The organism is Secundilactobacillus hailunensis, assembly GCF_005405185.1.
GTDB classification, from domain to species: domain Bacteria; phylum Bacillota; class Bacilli; order Lactobacillales; family Lactobacillaceae; genus Secundilactobacillus; species Secundilactobacillus hailunensis.
Genome location: NZ_BJDO01000003.1, coordinates 24,919 through 46,774, shown reverse-complemented (window position 1 = coordinate 46,774; position 21,856 = coordinate 24,919). Strand labels below are relative to the sequence as shown.

The following is a 21,856-nucleotide window of genomic DNA, read 5'->3' as shown; positions in this document are numbered from 1 at the left end:
GCAGTTTATTATCAGCAAAACCTATTCCGAATACAGATCAAGTTAATAAAATGAGTTATACGGTCCTTCAAGCCGACGACAAATCAATTTCCATGGCCAATCGGTTCTATACCCATGAAGCAGATGTTGAAGAGTTATCTGATGGATCTTGTCAGGTCACTATGCACGTGCAATATGATAAGAATTCCGGTATGTCAGCTAAAGGTTTTGTGCCATTGACAGTGGATGGCCAAAAAGTTTCTAACGTTAACTACGGTTCAACAAATAAATCATATACTGCTAGTTTTAGTTTCACTGTGCCAACAGATGCACTAACTCAAGCACCCGTTAAAGGTACGATTCATGTATCAGTGCCAACGATGGGTATGAATTCTGATTTTGATGTCTACTATAACTTTACTAACGCTTCTACTGCCGGTGGAACAGATATAACCGATGCAACTACTTCTGGTACTGATAATTCTTCTGCATCATCAGGATCTACTCCAACAACCAATGATAATAAAGGAGTTAGCCAAATAAGTTACAAAGTTCTTCAAGCCAACGACAAATCAACTTCTGCGGCCAATCAGTTCTATACTCGAAAAGCAGATGTTAAAAAACTAAGTGATGGATCTTATCAGGTCACTATGCACGTACAATATGGTAAGAACTCTGGTATGTCAGCTAAAGGTTTTGTGCCACTGACAGTGAATGGCCGAAAGGTTTCTAACGTTACTTATGGATCGACAGATAAAATGTATACCGCTAGTTTTAGTTTCACTGCTCCGACACGAGATGCACTAACCAAAGCACCCGTTAAAGGTACGATTCATGTATCAGTGCCAACGATGAAAATAAGTTCTGATTTTGATGTCTATTATCAGTTTACTAGCGCTGGTGGAACCGATAAAACTAATAAAGATGATGCTGATGATTCTTCAACTCCTAGTACCGATAGTTCTTCCGCACCATCAGACTCTACTCCAACAACCAATGATAAAGTTAGCAAAATGAGTTACAAAGTCCTCCAAGCTAACGACAAATCAATTTCTGAAGCCAACAGATTCTATACGCATAAAGCGGATGTTAAAAAGTTAGCCAACGGGTCTTATCAGGTCACCATGCACGTGCAATATGGTAAGAATTCCGGCATGTCAGCTAAGGGGTTTGTACCGCTGACAGTGATGGGTCACAAAGTCTCTAACGTTACCTATGGATCGACGGATAAAATGTATACTGCCAGTTTTAGTTTCACCGTGCCAACACTTGCTGACTTAACTAAGGCGCCCATTAAAGGCACGATTCACGTGTCAGTGCCAATGGCAGGTATTAGTTCTGACTTTGATATCTACTATCAGTTTACGGGTGCTCCTGCTGCTGGTGGTGGGACTGATACAACCAACGCAGCCAAGACGGATGCTGCTGGCGCCAATGCCGTTCCAGGTAAGGGTTCTAATCCAAAGGCTAAAGCCCACGTTGTGGAACGATCATCCGGCAGATTACCACAGACTAGTGACGTGCAGAACGGCATGGTAGCAGTGGTTGGTATCATTAGCGTGGTTCTAGTGACGTTAACAGCAATTATTAGAAAAAAATCAGTTCAATAAGCTGAACCAAAAGCTATTTAAACTTTTTCAAGCGAAGTAGTTTTTGTGGTTTTAATATGAAATGCGATTTATTTAATCGAAAGAGGGATAAGATCATGAAGCATCTCAAATGGGTGATGGGGCTGATAGCCTTTCTCACTTTAGGTCTACTATTTTCAGCGGGCAGTACAACTGCCCAAGCTAAGTCAATCAACTATCAGGCGTTAAAATACCATACGAATCAAACGTCAATGGCGAGTGGCTATTTTGTGAAACCAGCTCAGGTTAAGGTGTCACATCATAAGTACGTAGTGACCATGCGGATCAGAACGGCTAAAAAGTTGTCGGCTTATCCGGTGACAGTGTTATCAGTTAACGGCGGAGCACCGCAAAACGTCCGTCGAGTAAGGGACCATGCAGGTAACTCCAACCTATACTATTCATTCACGACCAAAAATCTGAAGCAGCGAATCAATGCCAAATTATCGATTAATGTCCCTAAGGTGTATAAAGCTAAGCATTTAATTTCATTTAAGTTTAGTACTAAGGGGTTACCGAGTTTAAAAGGTAAAGCGGCTGTCACTGCCGCTACAGCAAAAGTGACGGGTACGACTGCGACCAATAAGAATAAGAACCAGCAGGCAGCAACAAATAACCAACCAAAGCAAAGCCAAGCTAAGAACGGGGCGGTTAAGCAGCTAGGTCATCATAAACAAGATGGCAAAAAGGCGGCTTCAAACCCGAAGACAACCAGTAATTCATCATCGGCTTCAAGTCAGTCAGCTAAGGCTACTGCAGCTAAACAGCCGTCAGCTAGTCCCAAGAAAGCGGCCACGACTAAAAAAGATCACAGTCAGGCAACTTCACGGCTGCCACTGCTAATTGTGGGAGTCGTTGTGATCATCGCCGTTGTTGTGAGTGGCAGTTTGATCGTGATGAAGAAGCGAGAATAAGGGGGGTGCGAACTTGAAATCACCTAGGCGAACGGCTTTGATCGTTTTGATCGGGTTACTGATCGTAGGCATATTAGGCGGTTTATTTGCCAGCCAGCAAACATTTAAAAAACGCCATCAAGAACGGATCGTGGCGACGACGTATGCAGTCGTCCAGATTGCAGATAGGCTGAAATTACCCTTGGTGGGGGTTCCTAACACAGCTAATAAAATGCCAGCAAGGTATCGAAATGTGACTAAGGTAGGCAGTCCCATGAATCCCAGTGCAGAAAAGATTGCTTCCGTCAAGCCAACGGCGGTGTATAGCGTGACTACGCTGAAAGATCAATTTGGCAAATCCTTTAAACAGCAGCACATCAAGCCCTACTTTTTAAAGCTCCAAAGCGTCAGTGACTTGCAGCAAGTCGTGACTAAAATGGGGCACCAATATGACCGGCAAAAAGAAGCTCGTAGCGCTAATCATGAAATCAATCAGGCGATTACGACGGCTAAGCAGCGGGCAAAGGGGCGTCAAAGACCACGCGTGCTGGTACTCATGGGATTACCTGGCGCAGGTTACATGATTGCGACGAACCACGCTTATGTTGGCAATCTGGTGACACTTGCTGGTGGTCAAAACGTCTTTCCATCGAAGGATCAAGAATACATTCAGCCCAGCGATGAAGCAATTCAAAAAGCCCATCCTCAGGTGATTCTACGACTGGAACACGCGATGCCTGAAATGGTAACAGCTCAGTTTAACAGTGAATTTAAATCGCAATCGTTTTGGCACCAGACACCAGCAGTGCAGTCAAAACGGGTCTATGACTTGCAGGAACCCGACTTTGACGCGACGGCGAATATGCATGCTGCTAAAGCACTAGGTGAAGTGTCGCAATGGTTATATCCAGGGAGTCGTTAAGATGTTAAAAGAACGTTTAGCCTATGCCATTGTCTGTGGTGCCATGGTCATCACTATCATTTTGGCACTCATGTTAGGCACTCAGTTTTATTCGTTACCTCAGCTGTGGCAGGCATTGATGGGACAGCGGCCGGCAATATTGGCAACTATCATGACTTTTCGACTGCCACGAATTTTAGCGGCTATGGTTGCCGGCGGAATGCTGGCAACGGCAGGGGCCATTAGTCAAGCCGTCTTTCGTAACCGGTTAGCCGACCCAACTATTTTGGGTGTCACCAGTGCTGGTGAGTTTCTAATGCTAGTAGGTGGCATGGTGCTGCCGGTGTTCGGTTTTCAAAAGCAGTTGCTGGCTTTAATTGGTGGCTTGTTAGCCTTTGCGTTATTAGCCAATCGGAAAACGATGCGCCAGCCCTACCAATTAATTATTGTGGGGGTGGCTTTAAACTTCACGTTTATGGCGTTGACACAGCTATTCACCAAGAATATTGACGTTAGCAGCTCACTAAGTTTTAACGGTATTACTTGGTCAGCAGTAACCACCTTACTAATTACCGGAATACTCGGTTTAGTGGTGGCCTTATTGATGGCACCTTGGGCTAATGATTTAAAGCTGCCTGATGAGCAGCTGTCTTCAATTGGTATTCCAGTGACTGCCATACGGCTGGGGTTATTAGCCTTGGTCGTGTACTTATCAGCTGACGTGACCTCAGTTGTGGGGACGATAGCCTTTATTGGGATTATTGTCCCTAACGTGGCACGGTATTTTGTCGGCCATGATTACCAGACCATTTTGCCATTTTCGATGTTAAGCGGTGCCTGGCTGCTATTAGTGGTGGATACGATTGGCCGGCTCGTTGTGCTGCCCAGTGAGATCTCAGCAGCAACGATAATGGCGGTACTTGGCGGCCCGTTCTTAATCGTGTTGGTTCAAAGAGGGGGAGCTCATGGAATTAAAGCAGGTTAATTACAGCTATTCGAATTCAAAAAAAACCATTTCTGATTTTACGGCGACGGTTCCAACTGGCCAAATTCTGTCGATTATTGGTCAAAATGGTGCGGGCAAGTCTACGTTATTAAAACTACTTCTGGGACGGCTTTCACCAGATTCGGGCACGGTTGAATTAGATGGTCAGCCAATCAGCGCCTTATCACCGCGAAAACGGGCGGCTAAAATTGCGGTCGTCAGCCAGCAGCATCAGCTGTATGACGAAATGACCGTTAAAGAAGTGGTTAAAACGGGGCGGTTACCATTCCATTCGCTATTAGCCACTATTTCGGATGAAGAGGTCCGGCCGTTTTTACAAGCAGTTGATCTCGCGGATGCCATGGATCAGCCGCTGACGTCACTTTCAGGTGGCCAGCAGCAGCGGGTCTGGTTGGCAGCAGCCTTGGCGCAAGAACCGCAGTACCTTTTTTTAGACGAACCAACAACTTACCTTGATATCCGGTATGCCCATGATTTAATGGCGCTGATTCAGGAATTAAACGTTAAAAAAAAGATGACGATCATTATGGTCTTGCATGATATCAACCAGGCGTTGAAGGTCAGCGACCAACTGTGGCTGATCAAGCAGGGTAAATTGCTTAAAGCTGGTACACCGGCGACGATGTTAGACGAGCAGTTGCTTAGTCAGGCGTTTGAAGTACCAATTAAAATTGTTAAGATCGAAAAGTATGGCCCTTATGTGATTCAACTCGCGGCCTAATAGCGGTGCAAACCGCTTTTTTTGTGCCAATTTTTAAAAAAGGTTGGCAATTTAGCCGAACTATTGTTAAATAATAAGTGTAACCGTTCGGAAATGGACTATTATAGAAGAGGGAAGAGGTTGATTAGGGTTGAAAGAGGTTAGAATTAATTCAGCGTACACTGTTGCGGTGATGAGCGTATTGATTGCAATGCAGGTTGTTTTGGGCAGTCTGTTATCGATTCAATTTTTAATCACTAAAATCACGTTTTCATTTATTGTGACTGCCATTATGGCGCGATTATTTCCGCCAAAATTAACGGCTAGTGCCACCGCCATGGCCAATTTAATCGGGATGCTGCTGTTTCCGAAGTTTAGCTTTTTCTTTGGTTTTCTGATTACCGCCGCACTTACTGGATACACCTTTGGCAAACTGTTTTATCAAAAGCCAGTTAAACTGTGGCGAATTACCTTAGCTTCATTTATCGTGACGATCGGTTGGAACCTATTCTTGAATAGTCTCTGGCTTCACATCATGTATGGGATGACCTGGAACGTTTTGTTTGCAACGCGAATACCGCAAGAACTGCTTTCCTTTGTGATTTATACGGTTGTAATAACGATTGTGTTTAAAGTGTTACCAATCGAGCGTTTAACGAACCGCTAAGCGTTTGGATAATTGTTAAAGATGCCATAATAAAAAGGACGCGGAAATTAAATTTCCACGTCCTTTATTTAATCGTTATTTATTTTCTGCATGATAGCGATTCCGCACGACACTGTGACGGTAACCGTAACTGAAGTAGAAGACTAAGCCGATTACCAACCAAACGAAGAAAGCAATCCAAGTGAAGGCTTTCAATTCGAACATTAAGAACAGGCAAAGGATAAACGAAATGATTGGTAAAACGGGATAGAATGGTACTTTAAAGGCTGAATCAAGTTCTTTAAATTCGGGATTTCGCCGGAGAAAGACGATTCCAATCGAGACCATCGCAAAGGCAAACAGCGTTCCGATGTTGACCAGTTCAGTGATCTTATCAATTGGGATCACGCAGGCGAAGAAACTGCCCAGAATACCAAATAACCAAGTGTTGGTCACTGGCACGTGAGTTTTAGTGCTTAAACGACTGAAGACTCGTGGTAGCAGACCATCACGGCTAATGGCGAAGACCAGTCGCGTACCGCCATATAAGAACACCATGAGCACGGTGGTCATCCCAATTACGGCCCCTAAGGAAACGATGCCGGAGACCCAGTTTTGATGGATGAAGTGTAACGCGTAAGCGACAGGGTCAGCCACGTTTAAGTGCGTATACTTGACCATTCCCACAAGGACCAGTGACAAAGCGATATAAAGTACCGTGGCAATCAATAGGGAGCCAATGATCCCAAGTGGGACGTTTTTTTGCGGATTCTTGACTTCCTCAGCCGCGGTAGAGACCGCATCGAACCCGATGTAGGCGTAAAACGCGACGGCCGCCCCTGAAACCACGCCTTTCATGCCGAATGGCAAGAAGGGATGATAGTTTTCAGGTCGGATGTAGAAGACTCCGACAACGATGAACAGGATGATCACGATAATTTTAAGAATAACCATGATGGCGTTGATCTGCGCTGATTCACGCACACCGCCGACTAATAGGAATGAAATTAACATGATAATGATAAAAGCAGGCAGATCAAAGATGGCGTGGGGCATACCAGCGGTGCCGTATGCTGCACGGAACGCTTCTGGCAGGTACCAGTTAAAGCCAGCTAAAATGTTTTGAAAGTACGACGACCAGCTTGCTGCAACCGCTGAAACGGAGAATAAATACTCTGAGACTAGTGCCCAGCCTAAAATCCAGGCAATAAATTCCCCGAAAACAGCGTATATGTATGTATATGCGCTACCAGCTAGTGGAATGGTTGATGAAAATTCCGAGTAGCAGAGTGCAGCCAATGAACAAACAATCGCGGCCACAACGAACGACAAAAACGCACCGGGCCCAGCATACTTGGCGGCGATGATTCCGGGAGTAATAAAGATCCCAGCACCCACGATTGCGCCGACACCCATTGTGATCAGACTAAAAGCTGTGAGCGACTTTTCCAGCCCAGTCTTCTTGTAAAGATCAGTTTTGATGTCTTTACGAAGGAAGAGCGTGGAAGTTTTCTTGTTATGATTCATTCCTAAACTCCTTTCATGAAATGAATAAAATATTAATACATGAATATAATATCCTATTATACATCAAATTTTAATAAAATGAGCTGGCAAATGAGAATCGACTTAATAAAGCGCTTTCTAAATCTGATAAGGACAAAAAATCATTATTGTTCTTGTGCTTTACATCGAGATGTTATAGAATGCAACAAGTGAGGTTACCACGGTAGCCCAGTTCGATAATAAAAGAAGAGTAATCAGTTAGTGATGAATAGCGAGTTCGGAATGATGGGAGCCGAATGATCACGCTGATGAAGCGCGCTTTTTAGAATGATATTGTTATAAGTTGAGTGGATAGTAATATCAACAAGAGTGGTACCGCGGGTAGTCTCGTCTCTTACATGTTTCAGTGTAGGAGGGGGACTTTTTTTATTGCCCTGATATCGCCAGTAGTTTAATCGCAGTCAAAATTTATTACGTGAGGAGTTAATATTATGGATTACAAACAAGTAGTTGCTGATACGTTAGCACCAGCATTAACGGACGTACTTTCAGCAGCAGATATTTATCAAAAAATTGAACGGCCCAAGGATACCAGCAAAGGGGATTACGCTTTTCCAGCCTTTACCTTAGCTAAGACCTTTAAGAAGGCGCCACAGCAAATTGCTAGCGACCTAGTTGAAAAAATCGATACCAGTAAATTTGAAAAAGTGGAAGTTGCTGGTCCTTACCTGAACTTCTTCTTGGATAAGGCTGCTTTTAGCGCTCAAATTCTAGGCGAAGTTTTGACGGCCGGTGCAGACTATGGTCAAAACCAGTCCGGTAATAACGGTAACGTGCCGATTGATATGTCATCACCTAACATTGCCAAGCCAATTTCCATGGGTCACCTACGTTCAACGGTTATTGGTAATTCAATTGCTGAAATTTTACGGAAAAACGGCTACAACCCAATCAAGGATAATCACTTAGGCGACTGGGGAACTCAATTTGGTAAGCTGATCACTGCTTATTTGAAGTGGGGGAACGAAGCCGACGTTAAGAAAGACCCAATCACTAACCTGGTTAAGTACTACGTGAAGTTCCATAAAGAAGACGTGGCACATCCTGAATTGGATGATGAAGCTCGGGAATGGTTCAAGAAGCTCGAAGATGGCGATGAACAAGCGCGTCACCTCTGGTCATGGTTCCGTGATGAATCTTTAAAGGCCTTCAAGACCATCTACGACAAGTTGGGTGTTAAATTTGATACCTATAATGGTGAAGCCTTCTACAATGACAAGATGCAGGCAGTTATTGACGACTTAAAGCAAAAGGGTCTGCTGAAAGAATCCCAAGGCGCCCAAGTGGTTGACCTGGAAAAGTATAATTTGAACCCTGCATTGATTTTAAAGAGTGATGGGGCCTCACTCTACATCACCAGAGATATTGCGACCGCGGTTTATCGTGAAAATACCTATCATCCAGCCATGAACCTTTACGTGGTTGGTTCTGAACAAATGTACTACTTCAAGCAGTTAAAGGCCGTTTTAACTGAAATGGGCTTGCCATCCGCTAAGAACCTGCACCACATTCCATTTGGTCTGATCACCGTTAACGGTAAGAAGCTGTCAACGCGTTCTGGCCGGATCATTTTACTGGATGCCGTGCTTGATGATGCCATTGAAATGGCGCAAAAGCAGATTGCGGAAAAGAACCCTGATCTGCCTAACAAGGATCAGGTAGCTAAGCAGGTCGGTGTTGGCGCCATCATCTTCGGTGATCTGAAGAACGAACGGATGAACAGTATTGACTTTAACCTGGCAGAACAGCTGAAGTTTGAGGGTGAAACCGGTCCTTACGTTCAATATGCGCATGCTCGTGCCGAAAGTATCTTGCGTAAGGCAAGCGATGTGACCGTCCCAACCAGTGACGCTAAGATCTCTGACCCAGAAGCTTGGGAAACCGTGAAGGCGTTGGCCGACTTCCCTGATGTTATTGTGGAAGCTCTAAAGGAATTCGAACCTTCAGACGTTGCTAAATACGCCATTCGGTTGGCTAAGGCATTCAACAAGTACTACGCGCACTCCAAAATCTTGGCTGACGACGCAGAAAAGCCTGCTCGTTTGGCGTTAGTTAAGAGTGTTTCAACTGTTTTGAAAGAAGCGCTTCGGCTATTAGGCGTTGAAGCTCCGGACGAAATGTAATTTAATCTAATATCTGATAATGCGACTGGAAAAATTTCCGGCCGCATCTTTTTTGGTGTGATAACATTAGAAACGTATTAGGTTGATGTTATTATAGATTGAGCGGCAATCCAAGTATTCCTGCATTTATATTAGTTACTATGAAGACAGATTGGGGGCGGTAAACCGAATTTTAACTTCCAACTGATTAATTTATATTCTAAATTATACTAACATTGAATACTTATTTAAAATCTTGCTTTCTTTTCGTTTTTCATTTTGTTATAATAATTACAGTATTTAGTTCAGTTGAAGGGGGCTGCATTAGGATGAAAAAAAGTATTCGTCAATCACGGATTGAACAGTTGATCAATCAGTATCCGATCGGTACACAAGAAGACCTAATGCGTCATCTAAATGAAATTGGGATTAAGGCGACGCAAGCAACGATCTCACGTGATATTCGCGAGATGCAGGTTGTCAAAGCCCAAGATGGCCATGGACACTTGCGTTACACGATTTTTAAACCCGGCAATAAATCTGAAGAAGAACACCTGCGCGAAACCATTAATGAAGTGGTCATCGGTTTGACACGCATCGAATTTATGAACGTGATCAAAACGTTACCCAGTAATGGCAATCTGCTAGCCGCAATTTTAGATGATTTAAAGTTACCTGAAGTTGTGGGGACGTTAGCAGGGCATGATACGATTTTAGTCATTAGTCCAAATGCTGAAGTTGCTCAGCAGTTAAATGATGAAATTGCTGAAAATATGAACCCAGATATTGTTCATTAATAGCTTACTGGGTACAAAACACGCCAACATTGGCGTGTTTTTTGTTTAAGGACTGTTAAAATTTGAGTTGTAATTTAGCTGCATTTATATAATATGATAGAATTAATGAAGCAAATCTTTTACTTATTGAGGGAAACGAATGAATAATAATCGGGGAAATCAATCAAATCAAGGGTTCAAAGCGATGATGTCGCCGTATTATCAACGGTTTAAAAGCCATTTTGGTAAGTTTTGGCATCGTTATCAGCTGACCCGCTGGATCATTGTTGCCATTTTAGCGCTGATCTTTGTCGTGAGCGCCACCTTAACGTTTCAGGCCAAAACGGCCAACGTTGGTGATTTAAAGGCCCAGCTGGAAAAAACAACTTATATTTACGATAAAAGCAATCACCGGGCTGGTTCACTGTATGCGCAGAAGGGGACGTATGTGCCGCTGTCTAAGATCTCGCCAAACGTACCTAAGGCGGTCATTTCAACTGAAGACCGTAATTTTTATCATGAACACGGTTTTTCAGTCAAAGGGATTGCCCGGGCTTTTTTCTTGCTGGCTAAAAACAAGCTGCTTCACCGTGATTATATTAGCGGCGGTGGTAGTACGCTCACACAGCAGTTAGTTAAAAACGCCTTTTTGACGCAGCAGCAGACCATGACCCGTAAATTAAAGGAAATTTTTCTGGCCATTGAAGTTGAAAACGTGTATTCAAAGCAGGATATCTTGTCCATGTATCTAAATAATGCCTACTTTGGCAATGGTGTCTGGGGTGTTCAGGATGCGGCACAGAAGTATTTCGGAACAGATGCAGCTAATTTGTCCGTGCCGCAGTCAGCGGTATTAGCCGGGATGCTGACCTCACCAAGCGGGTATAACCCTATCGATCATCCGCAAGCCTCTAAGGACCGTCGTAACGTTGTCTTGGGCTTAATGGCTGAAACGGGTGATATTACTAAATCACAGGCAACCGCGTACCAGCAAACACCACTAACCACCGCAGACACGTATCAGTATAAGGATTCCTACCGTTATCCCTACTACTTTGACGCTGTGATCGACGAAGCTATTTCTAAGTACGGGTTAACGGAATCAGACATTATGAATCATGGGTATAAAATTTACACGTATTTGGATCAAAATTACCAGTCACGGTTGCAGGAAAACTTCAAGAACAGTTACTTGTTCCCGCAAAATGCTGCTGATGGGACTAAAGTTCAGGCAGCTTCAGTGGCGGTTAATCCGAATAACGGCGGTGTGATGGCCGTGGTCGGTGGCCGTGGCAAGCATGTGTTCCGAGGTTATAACCGGGCAACCCAAATTAAGCGGCAGCCAGGATCGACCATTAAACCATTAGCGGTCTATACGCCAGCACTTGAGAACGGTTATTTCTATGATTCTCAACTGCAAGATAAAAAGACGTCGTATGGCACTAACCACTACACGCCGAAAAATTACAATAACGTTTATTCCGGTAAGATTCCAATGTACGAAGCACTAGCTAATAGTGTTAATGCACCCGCAGTTTGGCTGTTGAATAAAATTGGCGTTAATAAAGGCTATGATTCAGTCAAAAAGTTTGGGATACCTGTTACCAAGTCGGATAAGAACTTGGCTTTGGCATTGGGTGGTTTGAGCAAAGGGGTCTCACCGCAGGAATTAGCGGGGGCCTACACGGCGTTTGCTAATAGTGGCACGCGGACGGATACTCACTACATTCGTAAAATCGTGGATGCTTCGGGCAACGTGGTCGTTAATAATCCGAAGGTGACAACGCATAACGTCATGTCGCCAAAGGTTGCCAAGCAAATGACCAGTATGATGCTGGGTGTCTTCAACAGTGGGACTGGTGTTGACGCTAAACCGTACGGGTACTCCGTTGCCGGTAAGACTGGGAGTACTGAAGCCGATGCCACGGGTGATGGTGATGCGACCCGTGATAAATGGATCGTGGGTTACACTCCGGATGTTGTCTTAACGACCTGGGAAGGTTTTGACAATACTAATAGCAGTCACCATTTGGAAAACTTGAGTGGGACGGGTGTTGGCCCATTGTTCAAGACGGAAATGGAAGAAATCTTGCCGTATACGAAACAAACCCAATTTAATACGCAGGATGCCTCAACTTTGGCGAAAGCGTCGAAGTCTAATAATAATTTGTGGGACAACGTGCAGCAGGGCGCTGGCAGCGTGGGTGACCAAATTCAGCAAGGTGCTAATAACGCTGCGAATACCGTTAAAAAGTGGTGGCAAAATACGTTTGGGTAGAGAGTGTGTAGTCAGGCGCTTATATGCAGGTCGCTGCCTGACGAAACACGTTTAGTCTAGGTAAGATTAAAGAGCTTTCATTCCCCAGCTTTCGCCCACTTTCAATTCATGATACAATATGAAAGTATTGAAGACAGGAGGATATTTTTTATGGCAGACATTGAAAAAACCGCTGGTGAATTACGTGAGGAGCTAGCTAGTTCCGATGAATTTACGGCGTTACAAAGTGCTTATAACATAATGAAGGCTGATTCTGAAGCCTATGATCTATTCAAGAAATTTCAGGAATTACAATTGAAACTGCAGCAAAAACAGATGCAGGGTCAACAGCCTGATCAAGACGAAATGAAGCAGGCTCAGGATATGGCAACCAAAGTTGGTGCTAAGGACGTTATCAAAGATTTGATGGAAAAAGAAAAGGACGTCAATCAACTGCTGGCAAGACTGAATAACGATATTACAAAACCGATTCAAGACCTGTATCAAAGCTAAAACAGAATCTTATCAGTGATTAAATAGATCAAAAACGTCGAAGAATTTTCTTCGGCGTTTTTTAGGAGTGACAATTAGTGAAGTTTATTCATGCAGCAGATTTACATTTAGATAGCCCGTTTGAAGGGTTGCAGCGTTTGCCTAAAACCCTCTGGCAACGGATTCACGAGGCACCGTTCAAGGCGACTGAAAAAATGGTCACAAACGCCATCAACCAACAAGTCGACTTCGTTTTGCTGGTAGGGGATTTATTCGACCGCGAGACTCAGAGTGTTCAGGCTCAAGTCTTCTTAAACGAACAGCTGCAGCGATTAGTAGATGCCAAGATTGCAGTGCTGGTTTCATTTGGCAACCATGATTATTTGACGGATGATCAGCAGCTATCTTTACCTGAAGGGGTCCGTGTCTTTGGCAGTGACGTGACGACTGAGATGCTCACCACGCACGACCATACCCGAGTGGCCATCAGTGGGTTTAGCTACGCTGACCGTTGGCTGGAAGAAGACGTGGTGCCGCAGTTTCCGGACCGTGGTCCAGTTGATTTTCAGATCGGTATGCTGCACGGTGCTGTTAAGCAGGGCGCGGTCAATCACTATGCGCCATTTACAGTCAGTGAATTAGCTGCGACCCATTACGATTACTGGGCTTTGGGGCATATTCATAAGCCCAGTGTGCTGTCCGAACAGCCACCGATAATTTACGCTGGCACGCTTCAGGGGCGTCATAAACTTGAATCAGGTCAACATGGCTATCAGTTGGTCAGCAGCCAAGGCCAGCAGTTAAGCCATCAATTTGTTCCGGCAGATTCACTGCGTTGGTCGTCGCTATCGTTAACGGTAGATGAGACAACCACGGACGTTAAGTTAATCGAGGCTGTGCAAGCAGCCCTTAAGGCGGCCCAACCAGACGTGTTTGAATTGGTTGAACTGAAACTGGCCGGGATCGAAAAACTCTCGGCCAGTTTGCTGAGCCGATTAAACGATGGCACTTGGCTGGAACGGCTTGATCAGACTCAAAAAAGGACTTATCAACAAACTCACGCCTGGGTCTATGAAGTGACCGTGGCGCCAACTGATCAGCCGGTGCAGTACGCCAAATTAGATGCTGCTTTCTGGCAACGGGCGCAAGCAACGGTTTTTACGACCGATAACGTGGAAATGACAGCCGGTAAATTAATGCAGTATTCGTTTATCGCGGATCATTTACGCGATCCTAAAACCACTGTCAGATTAACTGACCGGGCTAAGAACGAACTATTAGCGCAATCGCGTTTGGAGGATGACGACGATGCAGATCACAACAATTAAAATCTATGGATTCGGCAAATTTCACGATACAACCATCGAATTGCCTGATCAATTCACACTCTTGTATGGTGAAAATGAAGCGGGTAAATCCACTCTGGTGGCCTTCATCACCAGTCTGCTGTTTGGTTTTGAAACCGCTAAGCACCGCTATGCTATGTACCGGCCAAAAGCTGGGTCGCAATACGGTGGCGAACTGTATTTTACCCATGGCCAGACCAAGTACTGGCTTAAACGGGTGGGTGGCACGCACGGCGGTAAAGTGACCTTTCGTGATCTGACAACTGATATGCCGTTGACCAAAGATGACTTATCCCAATTACTACAGCCCTTAAATAAGGAATTATTCTACCAAATCTTTTGCTTTGGTGAACGGGAATTGCAGGCGGTCTTTAATTTGACTCGCTTTGATCTCGTGAAACGGATTCAGCGCATTGGGGCGATCGGCAGTGAGAACTGGATCGGCTTGACCCAAAAACTCACGGCGACTGCGGGCGATATCTACAAACCACGAGGCCGGGTTCAGCCATTGGTTCGCTTACTTCATGAATATGATGATCTGACGGCTAAAATCACCACCGCTAAAGCACAGTTTCAGCAGTACCAGACGCTGCAGACTGATGCTCAGCAGACATCCAGCGACTTAACAGCAGTTCAAAAAAAGCTTACGCAGTTAACGCATCAGCAAGATCAATATCAGCGCTTGATATTACTGTACCCGCAGTATCAGCAATTTAAAAATGACACACCGGTATCAGCCAAAACACCGATCAGTACGGCTGATTGGCAAAAGGCGACCCGGTTAACGACCACGGTCAAACAGCTGAAGTCCGATTTGGCAACGCAGACGGAAACGGTTAAACAGCAAACAGCGACCCAAGCTGCCAGTGATGCCCAGCAATTTTACACGGCGCATCAGCAAACTATCGACCAGTTGGCGGGGCAACTGCCTGCTATGCAGCAATCGCAGCAGCGGCAACATCAAACTGAGACGCAGTTAGCGCAATTAGATCAGCAACTTACAGCCTTGAATCAGCAGTATGGGGCGACATTAACTAATTTAAAGCCTTTAACATCCAGTGAGCAGCAGCAAATTGAAGCCTCATTTGATCAGCAGCAGCATTTGAGTATTGAACGGGACTCCCGGGCGAATCAGTGGCAAGCTCACCAAAAAACGTTTGGACAATTACAGCAGCAAGCGGATGCGGATACCTCTTCGGGGATGAACTTAAAATGGTTGGTTGGCGGCGTTGGCGTTGTGCTAGTTGCCTTATTTGTCCTCAGCGGTGTGTTGAAAACCATTGGTGGCATTCTTGGAATCGGCATTGCAGCCTATGGAATCTTTAAACCGATCATCTCTGGCAATCAGCAGTCGGCCATTGACTCACAGCTGGCGTTACTGTCGTCGCAGCTAGATGAGGACCGTCAGCAGTTAGCCAGCCTAGATCAGCAGCTGATCGACGCGGATGCGCAGGTTACCCAGTTTGGCGCGGAACATCATTTGCAGGGTTTTGCACCCGAGCGGTGGCTGGACCTGCAAACTGACATCAGTCGCTATCAGGCGGCGAAAATTCAGCAAAAATCTCTTCAGGAACAACGTAATCAGACGAGTCAAAGAATTCAATCCTTCTTGTCACAGTGGCAGTTTGCGGGTGACGTGATTGATCTAGCGGGTAGCAATGACCAGCAACTGCAGCAGCTCAGTCAGTTCTTGTCAGCTAGGCGCGATGAAGGCCAGCGCCTGCACTGGGCTAATGAAGCGCTGACGACCAGTACGCAACGGCAAGACCAGCTTAAACAGCAGTTAGAAGCGCAGCAAACTGCGCTGACCCAACTATTAAATCAGTATGGGTTAACCACGTTTACGGCGTTTGAAGCACGTTATCAGCAGGATCAGGCAACCGCCCAGCAAAATGAGCGGTTGAAGCTATTAAATGCGCAATTATCTCAGGCTGATCGCCAAATTCTAGATGCGGCTGCCTCACAGACTGTTCTGGAACAAACCAGCCAGAAAATTCACACGCAGTACCTAGAAAAACAGCAGCGACAGTCAGAATTACTGACCCAATCCAGCCAGCAGCATTATCAGTTGCAGCAGCTAGCTTCCAGTGATAAGTATCAGACGTTGTTGCAGCACCAAGCGGATTTACAGACTGAGATCAACGAGCTAACGGATGATTGGCTGACCAAAAAGTTGCTGATAAACTGGATCGATCAGACGTTAATCAATGCGTCACAGGGCCGGCAGCCGAAAATTATCAAGGTGGCGGAACAGTATTTCCAAGCGTTAACGGATAACCGCTACCGGCAGATCAATTTTACGGATGCCACCGTGCAGGTGATCCGCGAAGATGATTTAACCTTTGACGTAGGGGAATTGTCCAGTGGAACTGCTGAACAGTTGTACGTTGCATTACGATTCGCGTTTACTAAAGTTATGGCGGATGTGATCGCCATGCCGATTATTATTGACGATGCTTTCGTGAACTTTGACCGTCCGCGGACCCAGGCGGCACTAAAAATGCTCAAACAGTTAGCCCAGACCAGTCAAATCATCTATTTAACGGCTAATCACGATAATTTAGCCCTGGTTGACGAACATGAGGTCTATCAGCTGGCTGGAAAGTCGGTTTGAAAAACGGTAAACTTAGCTTAAACGAGGGGGATTAACCATGGCAGAAAAACAATTAATGGCTCATGCAGTGGGTGAACAGATGAATCTGATGGCACTTTTAAAGAACGTCAACGTCCGCGTTGCCAAAAATGGCAAGCAGTACCTTGATCTGACCTTTGAAGATCAGTCTGGCGAGATCACCGGTAAGTTTTGGGATGCCAGTGCCGCTGATATTGAACGGTTTAAAGCTGGCCGAGTGGTACATTTAACCGGTAAACGGGAAATGTATCAGGGCTCGCCACAGGTTAAGATCAACGCTTTGCGGCTTGCCAATGCTGACGAACCGCAAGATCCCAGTGAATTCGTGGTTCACGCGCCGATGAAGGCCAGTGAAATGGAAGATGAGCTGAATCAAGTGGTCTTTGAGATCACTAATCAGGTCTGGAACCGAATCGTTCGCTTCCTCATTGCTAAACACCGGGACGCTTTTTTCACCTATCCGGCGGCCAAACATAATCACCATGCGTTTGAGGGTGGTTTAGCCTTTCACACGCTATCGATTCTGCGGTTGGCCCATAGCGTGGTGAAGCAGTACCCAACCATTAATGCCCCGTTACTTTACGCGGGTGCCATTTTACATGATCTTGGGAAAGTGATTGAATTATCCGGTCCTGTTTCCACGCAGTACACGGTGGAGGGGAACCTTTTAGGGCATATTAGTATTGTGGACGGCGAGATCGTGTCGGCCTGCAATGAACTTAAGTTTGATGTGCATAATGAAAACGTGGTGCTGCTGCGGCACATGATCTTGGCCCATCACGGTCTGATGGAATATGGGTCACCAGTGCGGCCCCGTTTGTTAGAAGCAGAAGTCCTGCATCAATTAGATGAACTGGATGCTTCGATTAGGATGATGACGAATGCCGTTGAAAATACGACTCCCGGTGAATTTGGTGAACGGCTGTTTGCCATGGATGGCCGTTCGTTTTATCGGCCAAATGCACCAGAGACTGGCAGTACTAGTAGTCAAGATGATCAAAAATAAGCTAAACAAAAGGCCGACCACAATGTGATCGACCTTTTTATTTAGCTTATTATTACTTAGAAACCTTTGATGAACTGCTTGAAGTCAAGTAGTCAGCAAGGACGTTTTGTAATTGACTATCCTTGATTGAAACATTACCCTTCTTAAGCACCTTAGAAACGACGCTCTTCAAAGTAGCACTGTCATTCATCCGCTTGTCATAGATCTGATTCTTTAGTTCAGATTCATGTTGCTTGTAAGTCCCCTTGCCAGGGTTATTGTCCATCTTGATGACGTGATAGCCATAAGAAGTCTTAACTGGCGTAGTGGTGTACTGGTTAGTCTTTAGCTTGAAGGCAGCCTTCTTAAAGGTACCGTCCAGTTGTGTATCAGTGTTATCGAATGGTGCTAACTTACCACCCTTGTTCTTAGTCGCACTGTCAGTGGAATACTTCTTAGCTAATGATGCGAAGCTCTTACCAGACTTCAACTGTTTAATAACAGTGTCAGCGGTGGACTTCTTAGAAACTAAGATGTGAGAAACCGTGACCTTTGGTTGATAACCCTTGAACTGCTGCTTAAGCTGTGCATCAGTTACCTTGGTGTCAGCCTTAACAGCTTCCTTCAAAAGTAAGTTGCTGCGGATCTGCTGTTTCAATTGAGAAGCCGTCATACCGCTTTGAGAAAGAACACTGTTGAATGATGAACCGTACTGCTTCTTGTAATCGTTGTATTGTGTAGTTACGGCCGAATCCTTAACTTTGCTGCCGAACTGTTTGTCAAGAACCTTGTTCAAAATCATCTGCTGTAAGACTTGCTTACCGCTAGAAGTATTTTTCAGGCTGCTGTAAAATTGGTCTTCCGTAATTTTACCACCTGAAGTGGTGGCAACTGTTTTGCTACCACATGCAGCAAGAGTCAAACTTAACATGACACCTGCAAGCGCAATGAGCCATTTTTTCATATTCGAAAACACATCCATTTCTTTCTAGATTAGTATCATCCCAATGGGACATCTTACTTAATATAACATAAACTGAAAACAATTTTCAGTTGTAAAGGGAACTTAATAAAAATTGAATACTTCTATTCATTCGATTTAGGTTCCCCTAATTTTGATAGACGGCCATTGATCTCGTCCACGTGGGGCTGAATCTTAAATTGAAATTGACCAACGGCGGCTTCAATGCCGTTAATGGCTGGCTGCGCTTTTTTAAGTTCATCCTGAAAGTCGGCCAAGCGGGTCTTAACGTCAGTAGCTTGCTGATTCACCTTGGTTAAGGCTGCTTTGCGGGCTTGCACATGATCAACGGTTTCTTGGACGAACGCCTTTGGGGACTGCTGTTTGCGGTAAAGATGAACCGCTAACGAGGCCCCAGCCGTGAGCAGGGCACTGGTTAAAAATCGTTTCATAGTTTCACCTCAGCCTTAAAATTGTGATTTGATTGAATTTTGAATATCGGTATAAGCTTTTTCGTCATACTTGCTGGAGTTATCCTTAAAGGTCATTCCAAAATCATCGTGATCGGTGTAACGGGGAATCAGGTGAATGTGAGAGTGAAAGACGGACTGATAGGCGACCTTACCGTTATTGTTTAAAATGTTTAGACCCTTGATCTCTGGGTTAGAGGCTTTAATGGCTCTGGCAATTAGCGGAATCTTGCTAAAGACGGTGGCAGCTAAGTCGGCATCATAGGCGTAAATATCTGGCACGTGGGTCTTTGGCACCACTAAGGTGTGACCCGGTGTACCTTGTGAAATATCCAAAAAGGCTTTGACATCGTCATCTTCGTAGACGGTGTAACTAGGGACATCACCCTTAATAATCTTACAGAAAATACAATCATCATCATATTTATGAATCATTTCAGTTCCTCCTTTAAAAATCATAAAACTACGTTAAGTATACCGCATTATTCCCAAATTCTATACACCGTTGCGTATGATATAATGAAACTAATTGACTAAAAATAACAGAGAAATGAGGGATGTTTATGACGCTTCAGGTGACGAATCTCGTTGGTGGCTATTCGCAAATACCAGTTTTAAAAGAAGTGACATTTGACGTTCAAAATGGTGAACTGGTGGGTCTAATTGGACTGAATGGGGCTGGTAAATCGACCACCATTAACCACATTATCGGACTATTGACACCTTTTAAAGGTGAAATCAAAATTAACGGTATTACTTTAAATCAAGACAAAAATGGGTATAAAAAACAGATTGCCTATATTCCAGAAACCCCGATCCTTTATCAGGAACTGACCCTAAAAGAACATCTGGAAATGACCATGATGGCGTATAGCTTAGACCGAGATGAGGCTTGGAAGAAAGCCAATCATTTGCTCAGTATTTTTCGCTTAGATAATAAGTTGGACTGGTTTCCAGCCAACTTTTCTAAGGGGATGAAGCAAAAGGTCATGATCGTGTGTGCCTTCATTACGGAGGCGCCATTATTCATCATTGACGAACCCTTCTTAGGATTGGATCCGCTGGCGGTGCATGATCTGCTGGACTTGATCGATGAGCAAAAACAAAGGGGTGCCAGTGTGCTGATGTCGACACACGTGCTAGACACCGCTGAAAAATACTGTGACCGCTTCGTGTTGCTGCACGATGGTACGGTCAAGACGGAAGGCACGCTGCCAGAATTGCGCAAGGCACTGCCAGATGCAGGAGAATCCTTAGATGACATCTACATGTCAATGACGAGGGCTGATCAGCATGAATAATTTATATCGAAAACGTTTAGCCAGTCATTTAAAAGAAATGTTTAAGTACCTGCGACTGGTCTTCAACGACCACTTTGTGTTTGCGCTGCTGATTTTTATCGGCGGTCTTGGGTTAGCCTATTCCAATGGGTTAAAGGAACTGCAGCCTAATTTGTGGTGGGCCAAGCCCGTGATTGTGGTCGTTTTATTATTGGTTCTTCAAATGGGCCGGTTTGCCACGCTGTTTCAAGACGCCGATGTGGTCTTCTTGTTACCGCGAGAAGCCGATATTCGCCAGTATTTGAAGGGTGCCCGGTTGTATAGTGAGGGGTTAGCTTTTATTTATGAACTGTTTGGGATGTTTGTTCTATTACCTTTCATTCAGGTGACTGATGGGATGCCAGTCGTTGATCTGGCCATGATAGCGGTCGCGCAATTGTTGCTAAAGGATAGTTTGTTTAGTTTAGCCATTGTTAGCCGTTTTCAAGTTAAGACTAGCTGGCTAAAGCAATCCTTCTGGTTCAAGTGGTTAGCTCCACTGATTATTTTGCTAGTCAGCGTTTATGGCATGCCACTGATTGGACTGCTGTTGGCGTTAATTTTGGCAGTTGGGTTGCGCGTCGCCGATCGTCGCTTCAATGCGGTACCGTTTGACTGGTGGCACGCTATTGGCTTAGAAAATAACCGTATGTTAGGCGTTTACCGGTTCTTTAACCTCTTTACTAACGTGCCCATGCTCAAAGGGGTGGCTAAGCGTCGCCGTTATTTGGACTGGCTGTTAAATAGCGTCAAAGCCACGCCGAAAAACACCTATCTCTACCTCTACAGCCACGGTATTGTGCGTAGCGGTGAATTTAGTGGCCTTTATTTACGGCTCACGATTTTGGGCATGATCCTGTTGTACTTCGTGCGTGGGACTTGGCTACCGATTGCTTTAGCAGCACTGTTCTTGTACCTGATTGGTTTCCAGCTGATCCCGTTTTACTGGCAGTTTGACGATATCGTGTTTACCCATCTGTATCCGATTGCCGAATCTCAGCGGGTGAACAGCTTCAGACGGTTAATGTTTGCCTTAACGGGATTAACGGCCATTTTATTCTTGGTCATGGTCATCATCGCTAACCCAAGTTGGCAAATGGGGCTGATTACATTAGTGATTGAATTAGCGGAAGTGGTTTTGATGGTGCAGTACTATCTGCCGCTGCGATTGAAACGGAAAAAGTAGTGAAACGCAAA

The 21,856-nt window shown here is 44.9% G+C and carries 19 protein-coding genes; 15 read left to right on the top strand and 4 right to left on the bottom strand.

Features of this window, described 5'->3' with window-relative positions; translation table 11 throughout:
- Positions 1–50 precede the first annotated feature (50 nt).
- The 6 genes from FFM73_RS01465 (at position 51) to FFM73_RS01440 (ending at position 5,774) form a co-directional block, all read left to right on the top strand.
- Complete coding sequence (locus FFM73_RS01465) at positions 51–1,589, top strand: hypothetical protein (protein WP_137630012.1); 1,539 nt, start codon at positions 51–53, stop codon at positions 1,587–1,589.
- Positions 1,590–1,684: 95 nt separating this feature from the next.
- Positions 1,685–2,521, top strand: a complete 837-nt coding sequence (locus tag FFM73_RS01460; RefSeq protein WP_171001151.1) for an NEAT domain-containing protein — start codon at positions 1,685–1,687, stop codon at positions 2,519–2,521.
- A 13-nt stretch (positions 2,522–2,534) separates the two neighbouring features.
- Positions 2,535–3,422 carry a heme ABC transporter substrate-binding protein IsdE gene (isdE, locus tag FFM73_RS01455; protein WP_137630010.1) on the top strand — a complete coding sequence of 296 codons (888 nt, stop codon included), beginning with the start codon at positions 2,535–2,537 and terminating at the stop codon, positions 3,420–3,422.
- Between the two features lies 1 nt (position 3,423).
- Positions 3,424–4,386, top strand: a complete 963-nt coding sequence (locus FFM73_RS01450) for a FecCD family ABC transporter permease (RefSeq protein ID WP_137630009.1) — start codon at positions 3,424–3,426, stop codon at positions 4,384–4,386.
- On the top strand, positions 4,367–5,128 hold the full coding sequence (locus tag FFM73_RS01445; RefSeq protein WP_137630008.1) for an ABC transporter ATP-binding protein: 762 nt from the start codon (positions 4,367–4,369) through the stop codon (positions 5,126–5,128). Before FFM73_RS01450 ends, FFM73_RS01445 begins: the two co-directional genes overlap by 20 nt.
- A 130-nt stretch (positions 5,129–5,258) precedes the next feature.
- The gene (locus FFM73_RS01440; RefSeq protein WP_235874422.1) at positions 5,259–5,774 is read left to right on the top strand and encodes a folate family ECF transporter S component; all 516 of its coding nucleotides are present in this window, start codon (positions 5,259–5,261) and stop codon (positions 5,772–5,774) included.
- Between the two features lie 75 nt (positions 5,775–5,849).
- Here the strand turns inward: FFM73_RS01440 and FFM73_RS01435 are convergent, their stop codons facing one another.
- Positions 5,850–7,280 carry an APC family permease gene (locus tag FFM73_RS01435; RefSeq protein ID WP_137630007.1) on the bottom strand — a complete coding sequence of 477 codons (1,431 nt, stop codon included), beginning with the start codon at positions 7,278–7,280 and terminating at the stop codon, positions 5,850–5,852.
- Between the two features lie 470 nt (positions 7,281–7,750).
- On the opposite strand from FFM73_RS01435, the gene argS reads away from it, so the two are divergent.
- The 7 genes from argS to FFM73_RS01400 all read left to right on the top strand — a co-directional run bounded on the left by argS (position 7,751) and on the right by FFM73_RS01400 (position 17,930).
- Positions 7,751–9,442 carry an arginine--tRNA ligase gene (gene argS / locus FFM73_RS01430; protein ID WP_137630006.1) on the top strand — a complete coding sequence of 564 codons (1,692 nt, stop codon included), beginning with the start codon at positions 7,751–7,753 and terminating at the stop codon, positions 9,440–9,442.
- 308 nt (positions 9,443–9,750) lie between these two features.
- Positions 9,751–10,218, top strand: coding sequence for an arginine repressor (gene argR, locus FFM73_RS01425; protein ID WP_089108245.1), 468 nt, complete (start codon positions 9,751–9,753; stop codon positions 10,216–10,218).
- A gap of 139 nt (positions 10,219–10,357) precedes the next feature.
- Positions 10,358–12,475, top strand: a complete 2,118-nt coding sequence (locus FFM73_RS01420) for a PBP1A family penicillin-binding protein (protein ID WP_373278616.1) — start codon at positions 10,358–10,360, stop codon at positions 12,473–12,475.
- A gap of 150 nt (positions 12,476–12,625) precedes the next feature.
- Complete coding sequence (locus tag FFM73_RS01415; RefSeq protein WP_137630005.1) at positions 12,626–12,967, top strand: YlbF family regulator; 342 nt, start codon at positions 12,626–12,628, stop codon at positions 12,965–12,967.
- Between the two features lie 77 nt (positions 12,968–13,044).
- Positions 13,045–14,274, top strand: coding sequence for a metallophosphoesterase family protein (locus FFM73_RS01410; protein WP_137630004.1), 1,230 nt, complete (start codon positions 13,045–13,047; stop codon positions 14,272–14,274).
- Positions 14,255–16,906, top strand: coding sequence for an ATP-binding protein (locus tag FFM73_RS01405; protein ID WP_171001150.1), 2,652 nt, complete (start codon positions 14,255–14,257; stop codon positions 16,904–16,906). Before FFM73_RS01410 ends, FFM73_RS01405 begins: the two co-directional genes overlap by 20 nt.
- Positions 16,907–16,943: 37 nt before the next feature.
- A complete protein-coding gene (locus FFM73_RS01400) occupies positions 16,944–17,930 on the top strand; it encodes a 3'-5' exoribonuclease YhaM family protein (protein ID WP_137630002.1) in 987 nt (328 codons plus the stop codon).
- A 52-nt stretch (positions 17,931–17,982) separates the two neighbouring features.
- On the opposite strand, the gene FFM73_RS01395 is transcribed toward FFM73_RS01400, so the two are convergent.
- From FFM73_RS01395 to FFM73_RS01385, 3 genes are all read right to left on the bottom strand, one after another.
- On the bottom strand, positions 17,983–18,873 hold the full coding sequence (locus tag FFM73_RS01395; RefSeq protein ID WP_137630001.1) for a peptidylprolyl isomerase PrsA: 891 nt from the start codon (positions 18,871–18,873) through the stop codon (positions 17,983–17,985).
- A gap of 122 nt (positions 18,874–18,995) precedes the next feature.
- Entirely contained in the window at positions 18,996–19,322 is a 327-nt protein-coding gene (locus tag FFM73_RS01390; RefSeq protein WP_137630000.1) for a hypothetical protein, read from the bottom strand.
- A gap of 15 nt (positions 19,323–19,337) precedes the next feature.
- A complete protein-coding gene (locus FFM73_RS01385) occupies positions 19,338–19,775 on the bottom strand; it encodes an HIT family protein (RefSeq protein ID WP_137629999.1) in 438 nt (145 codons plus the stop codon).
- 128 nt (positions 19,776–19,903) lie between these two features.
- On the opposite strand from FFM73_RS01385, the gene FFM73_RS01380 reads away from it, so the two are divergent.
- Together FFM73_RS01380 and FFM73_RS01375 are read left to right on the top strand one after the other, a co-directional pair.
- Positions 19,904–20,641, top strand: a complete 738-nt coding sequence (locus FFM73_RS01380; RefSeq protein ID WP_137629998.1) for an ABC transporter ATP-binding protein — start codon at positions 19,904–19,906, stop codon at positions 20,639–20,641.
- Positions 20,634–21,845 carry an ABC transporter permease gene (locus FFM73_RS01375; protein WP_137629997.1) on the top strand — a complete coding sequence of 404 codons (1,212 nt, stop codon included), beginning with the start codon at positions 20,634–20,636 and terminating at the stop codon, positions 21,843–21,845. The genes FFM73_RS01380 and FFM73_RS01375 overlap by 8 nt, the downstream gene beginning before the upstream one ends.
- Positions 21,846–21,856 lie beyond the last annotated feature (11 nt).

Bases quoted from the DNA above. Each gene is read 5' to 3' on its own strand.
- FFM73_RS01400 (WP_137630002.1), top strand. From the start codon at position 16,944: ATGGCAGAAAAACAATTAATGGCTCATGCAGTGGGTGAACAGATGAAT.
- FFM73_RS01405 (WP_171001150.1), top strand. From the start codon at position 14,255: ATGCAGATCACAACAATTAAAATCTATGGATTCGGCAAATTTCACGAT.
- FFM73_RS01385 (WP_137629999.1), bottom strand. From the start codon at position 19,775: ATGATTCATAAATATGATGATGATTGTATTTTCTGTAAGATTATTAAG.
- FFM73_RS01435 (WP_137630007.1), bottom strand. From the start codon at position 7,280: ATGAATCATAACAAGAAAACTTCCACGCTCTTCCTTCGTAAAGACATC.
- FFM73_RS01395 (WP_137630001.1), bottom strand. From the start codon at position 18,873: ATGAAAAAATGGCTCATTGCGCTTGCAGGTGTCATGTTAAGTTTGACT.
- FFM73_RS01390 (WP_137630000.1), bottom strand. From the start codon at position 19,322: ATGAAACGATTTTTAACCAGTGCCCTGCTCACGGCTGGGGCCTCGTTA.
- FFM73_RS01375 (WP_137629997.1), top strand. From the start codon at position 20,634: ATGAATAATTTATATCGAAAACGTTTAGCCAGTCATTTAAAAGAAATG.
- argS (WP_137630006.1), top strand. From the start codon at position 7,751: ATGGATTACAAACAAGTAGTTGCTGATACGTTAGCACCAGCATTAACG.
- FFM73_RS01380 (WP_137629998.1), top strand. From the start codon at position 19,904: ATGACGCTTCAGGTGACGAATCTCGTTGGTGGCTATTCGCAAATACCA.
- FFM73_RS01415 (WP_137630005.1), top strand. From the start codon at position 12,626: ATGGCAGACATTGAAAAAACCGCTGGTGAATTACGTGAGGAGCTAGCT.
- FFM73_RS01460 (WP_171001151.1), top strand. From the start codon at position 1,685: ATGAAGCATCTCAAATGGGTGATGGGGCTGATAGCCTTTCTCACTTTA.
- FFM73_RS01450 (WP_137630009.1), top strand. From the start codon at position 3,424: ATGTTAAAAGAACGTTTAGCCTATGCCATTGTCTGTGGTGCCATGGTC.
- FFM73_RS01445 (WP_137630008.1), top strand. From the start codon at position 4,367: ATGGAATTAAAGCAGGTTAATTACAGCTATTCGAATTCAAAAAAAACC.
- argR (WP_089108245.1), top strand. From the start codon at position 9,751: ATGAAAAAAAGTATTCGTCAATCACGGATTGAACAGTTGATCAATCAG.
- FFM73_RS01420 (WP_373278616.1), top strand. From the start codon at position 10,358: ATGAATAATAATCGGGGAAATCAATCAAATCAAGGGTTCAAAGCGATG.
- FFM73_RS01465 (WP_137630012.1), top strand. From the start codon at position 51: ATGAGTTATACGGTCCTTCAAGCCGACGACAAATCAATTTCCATGGCC.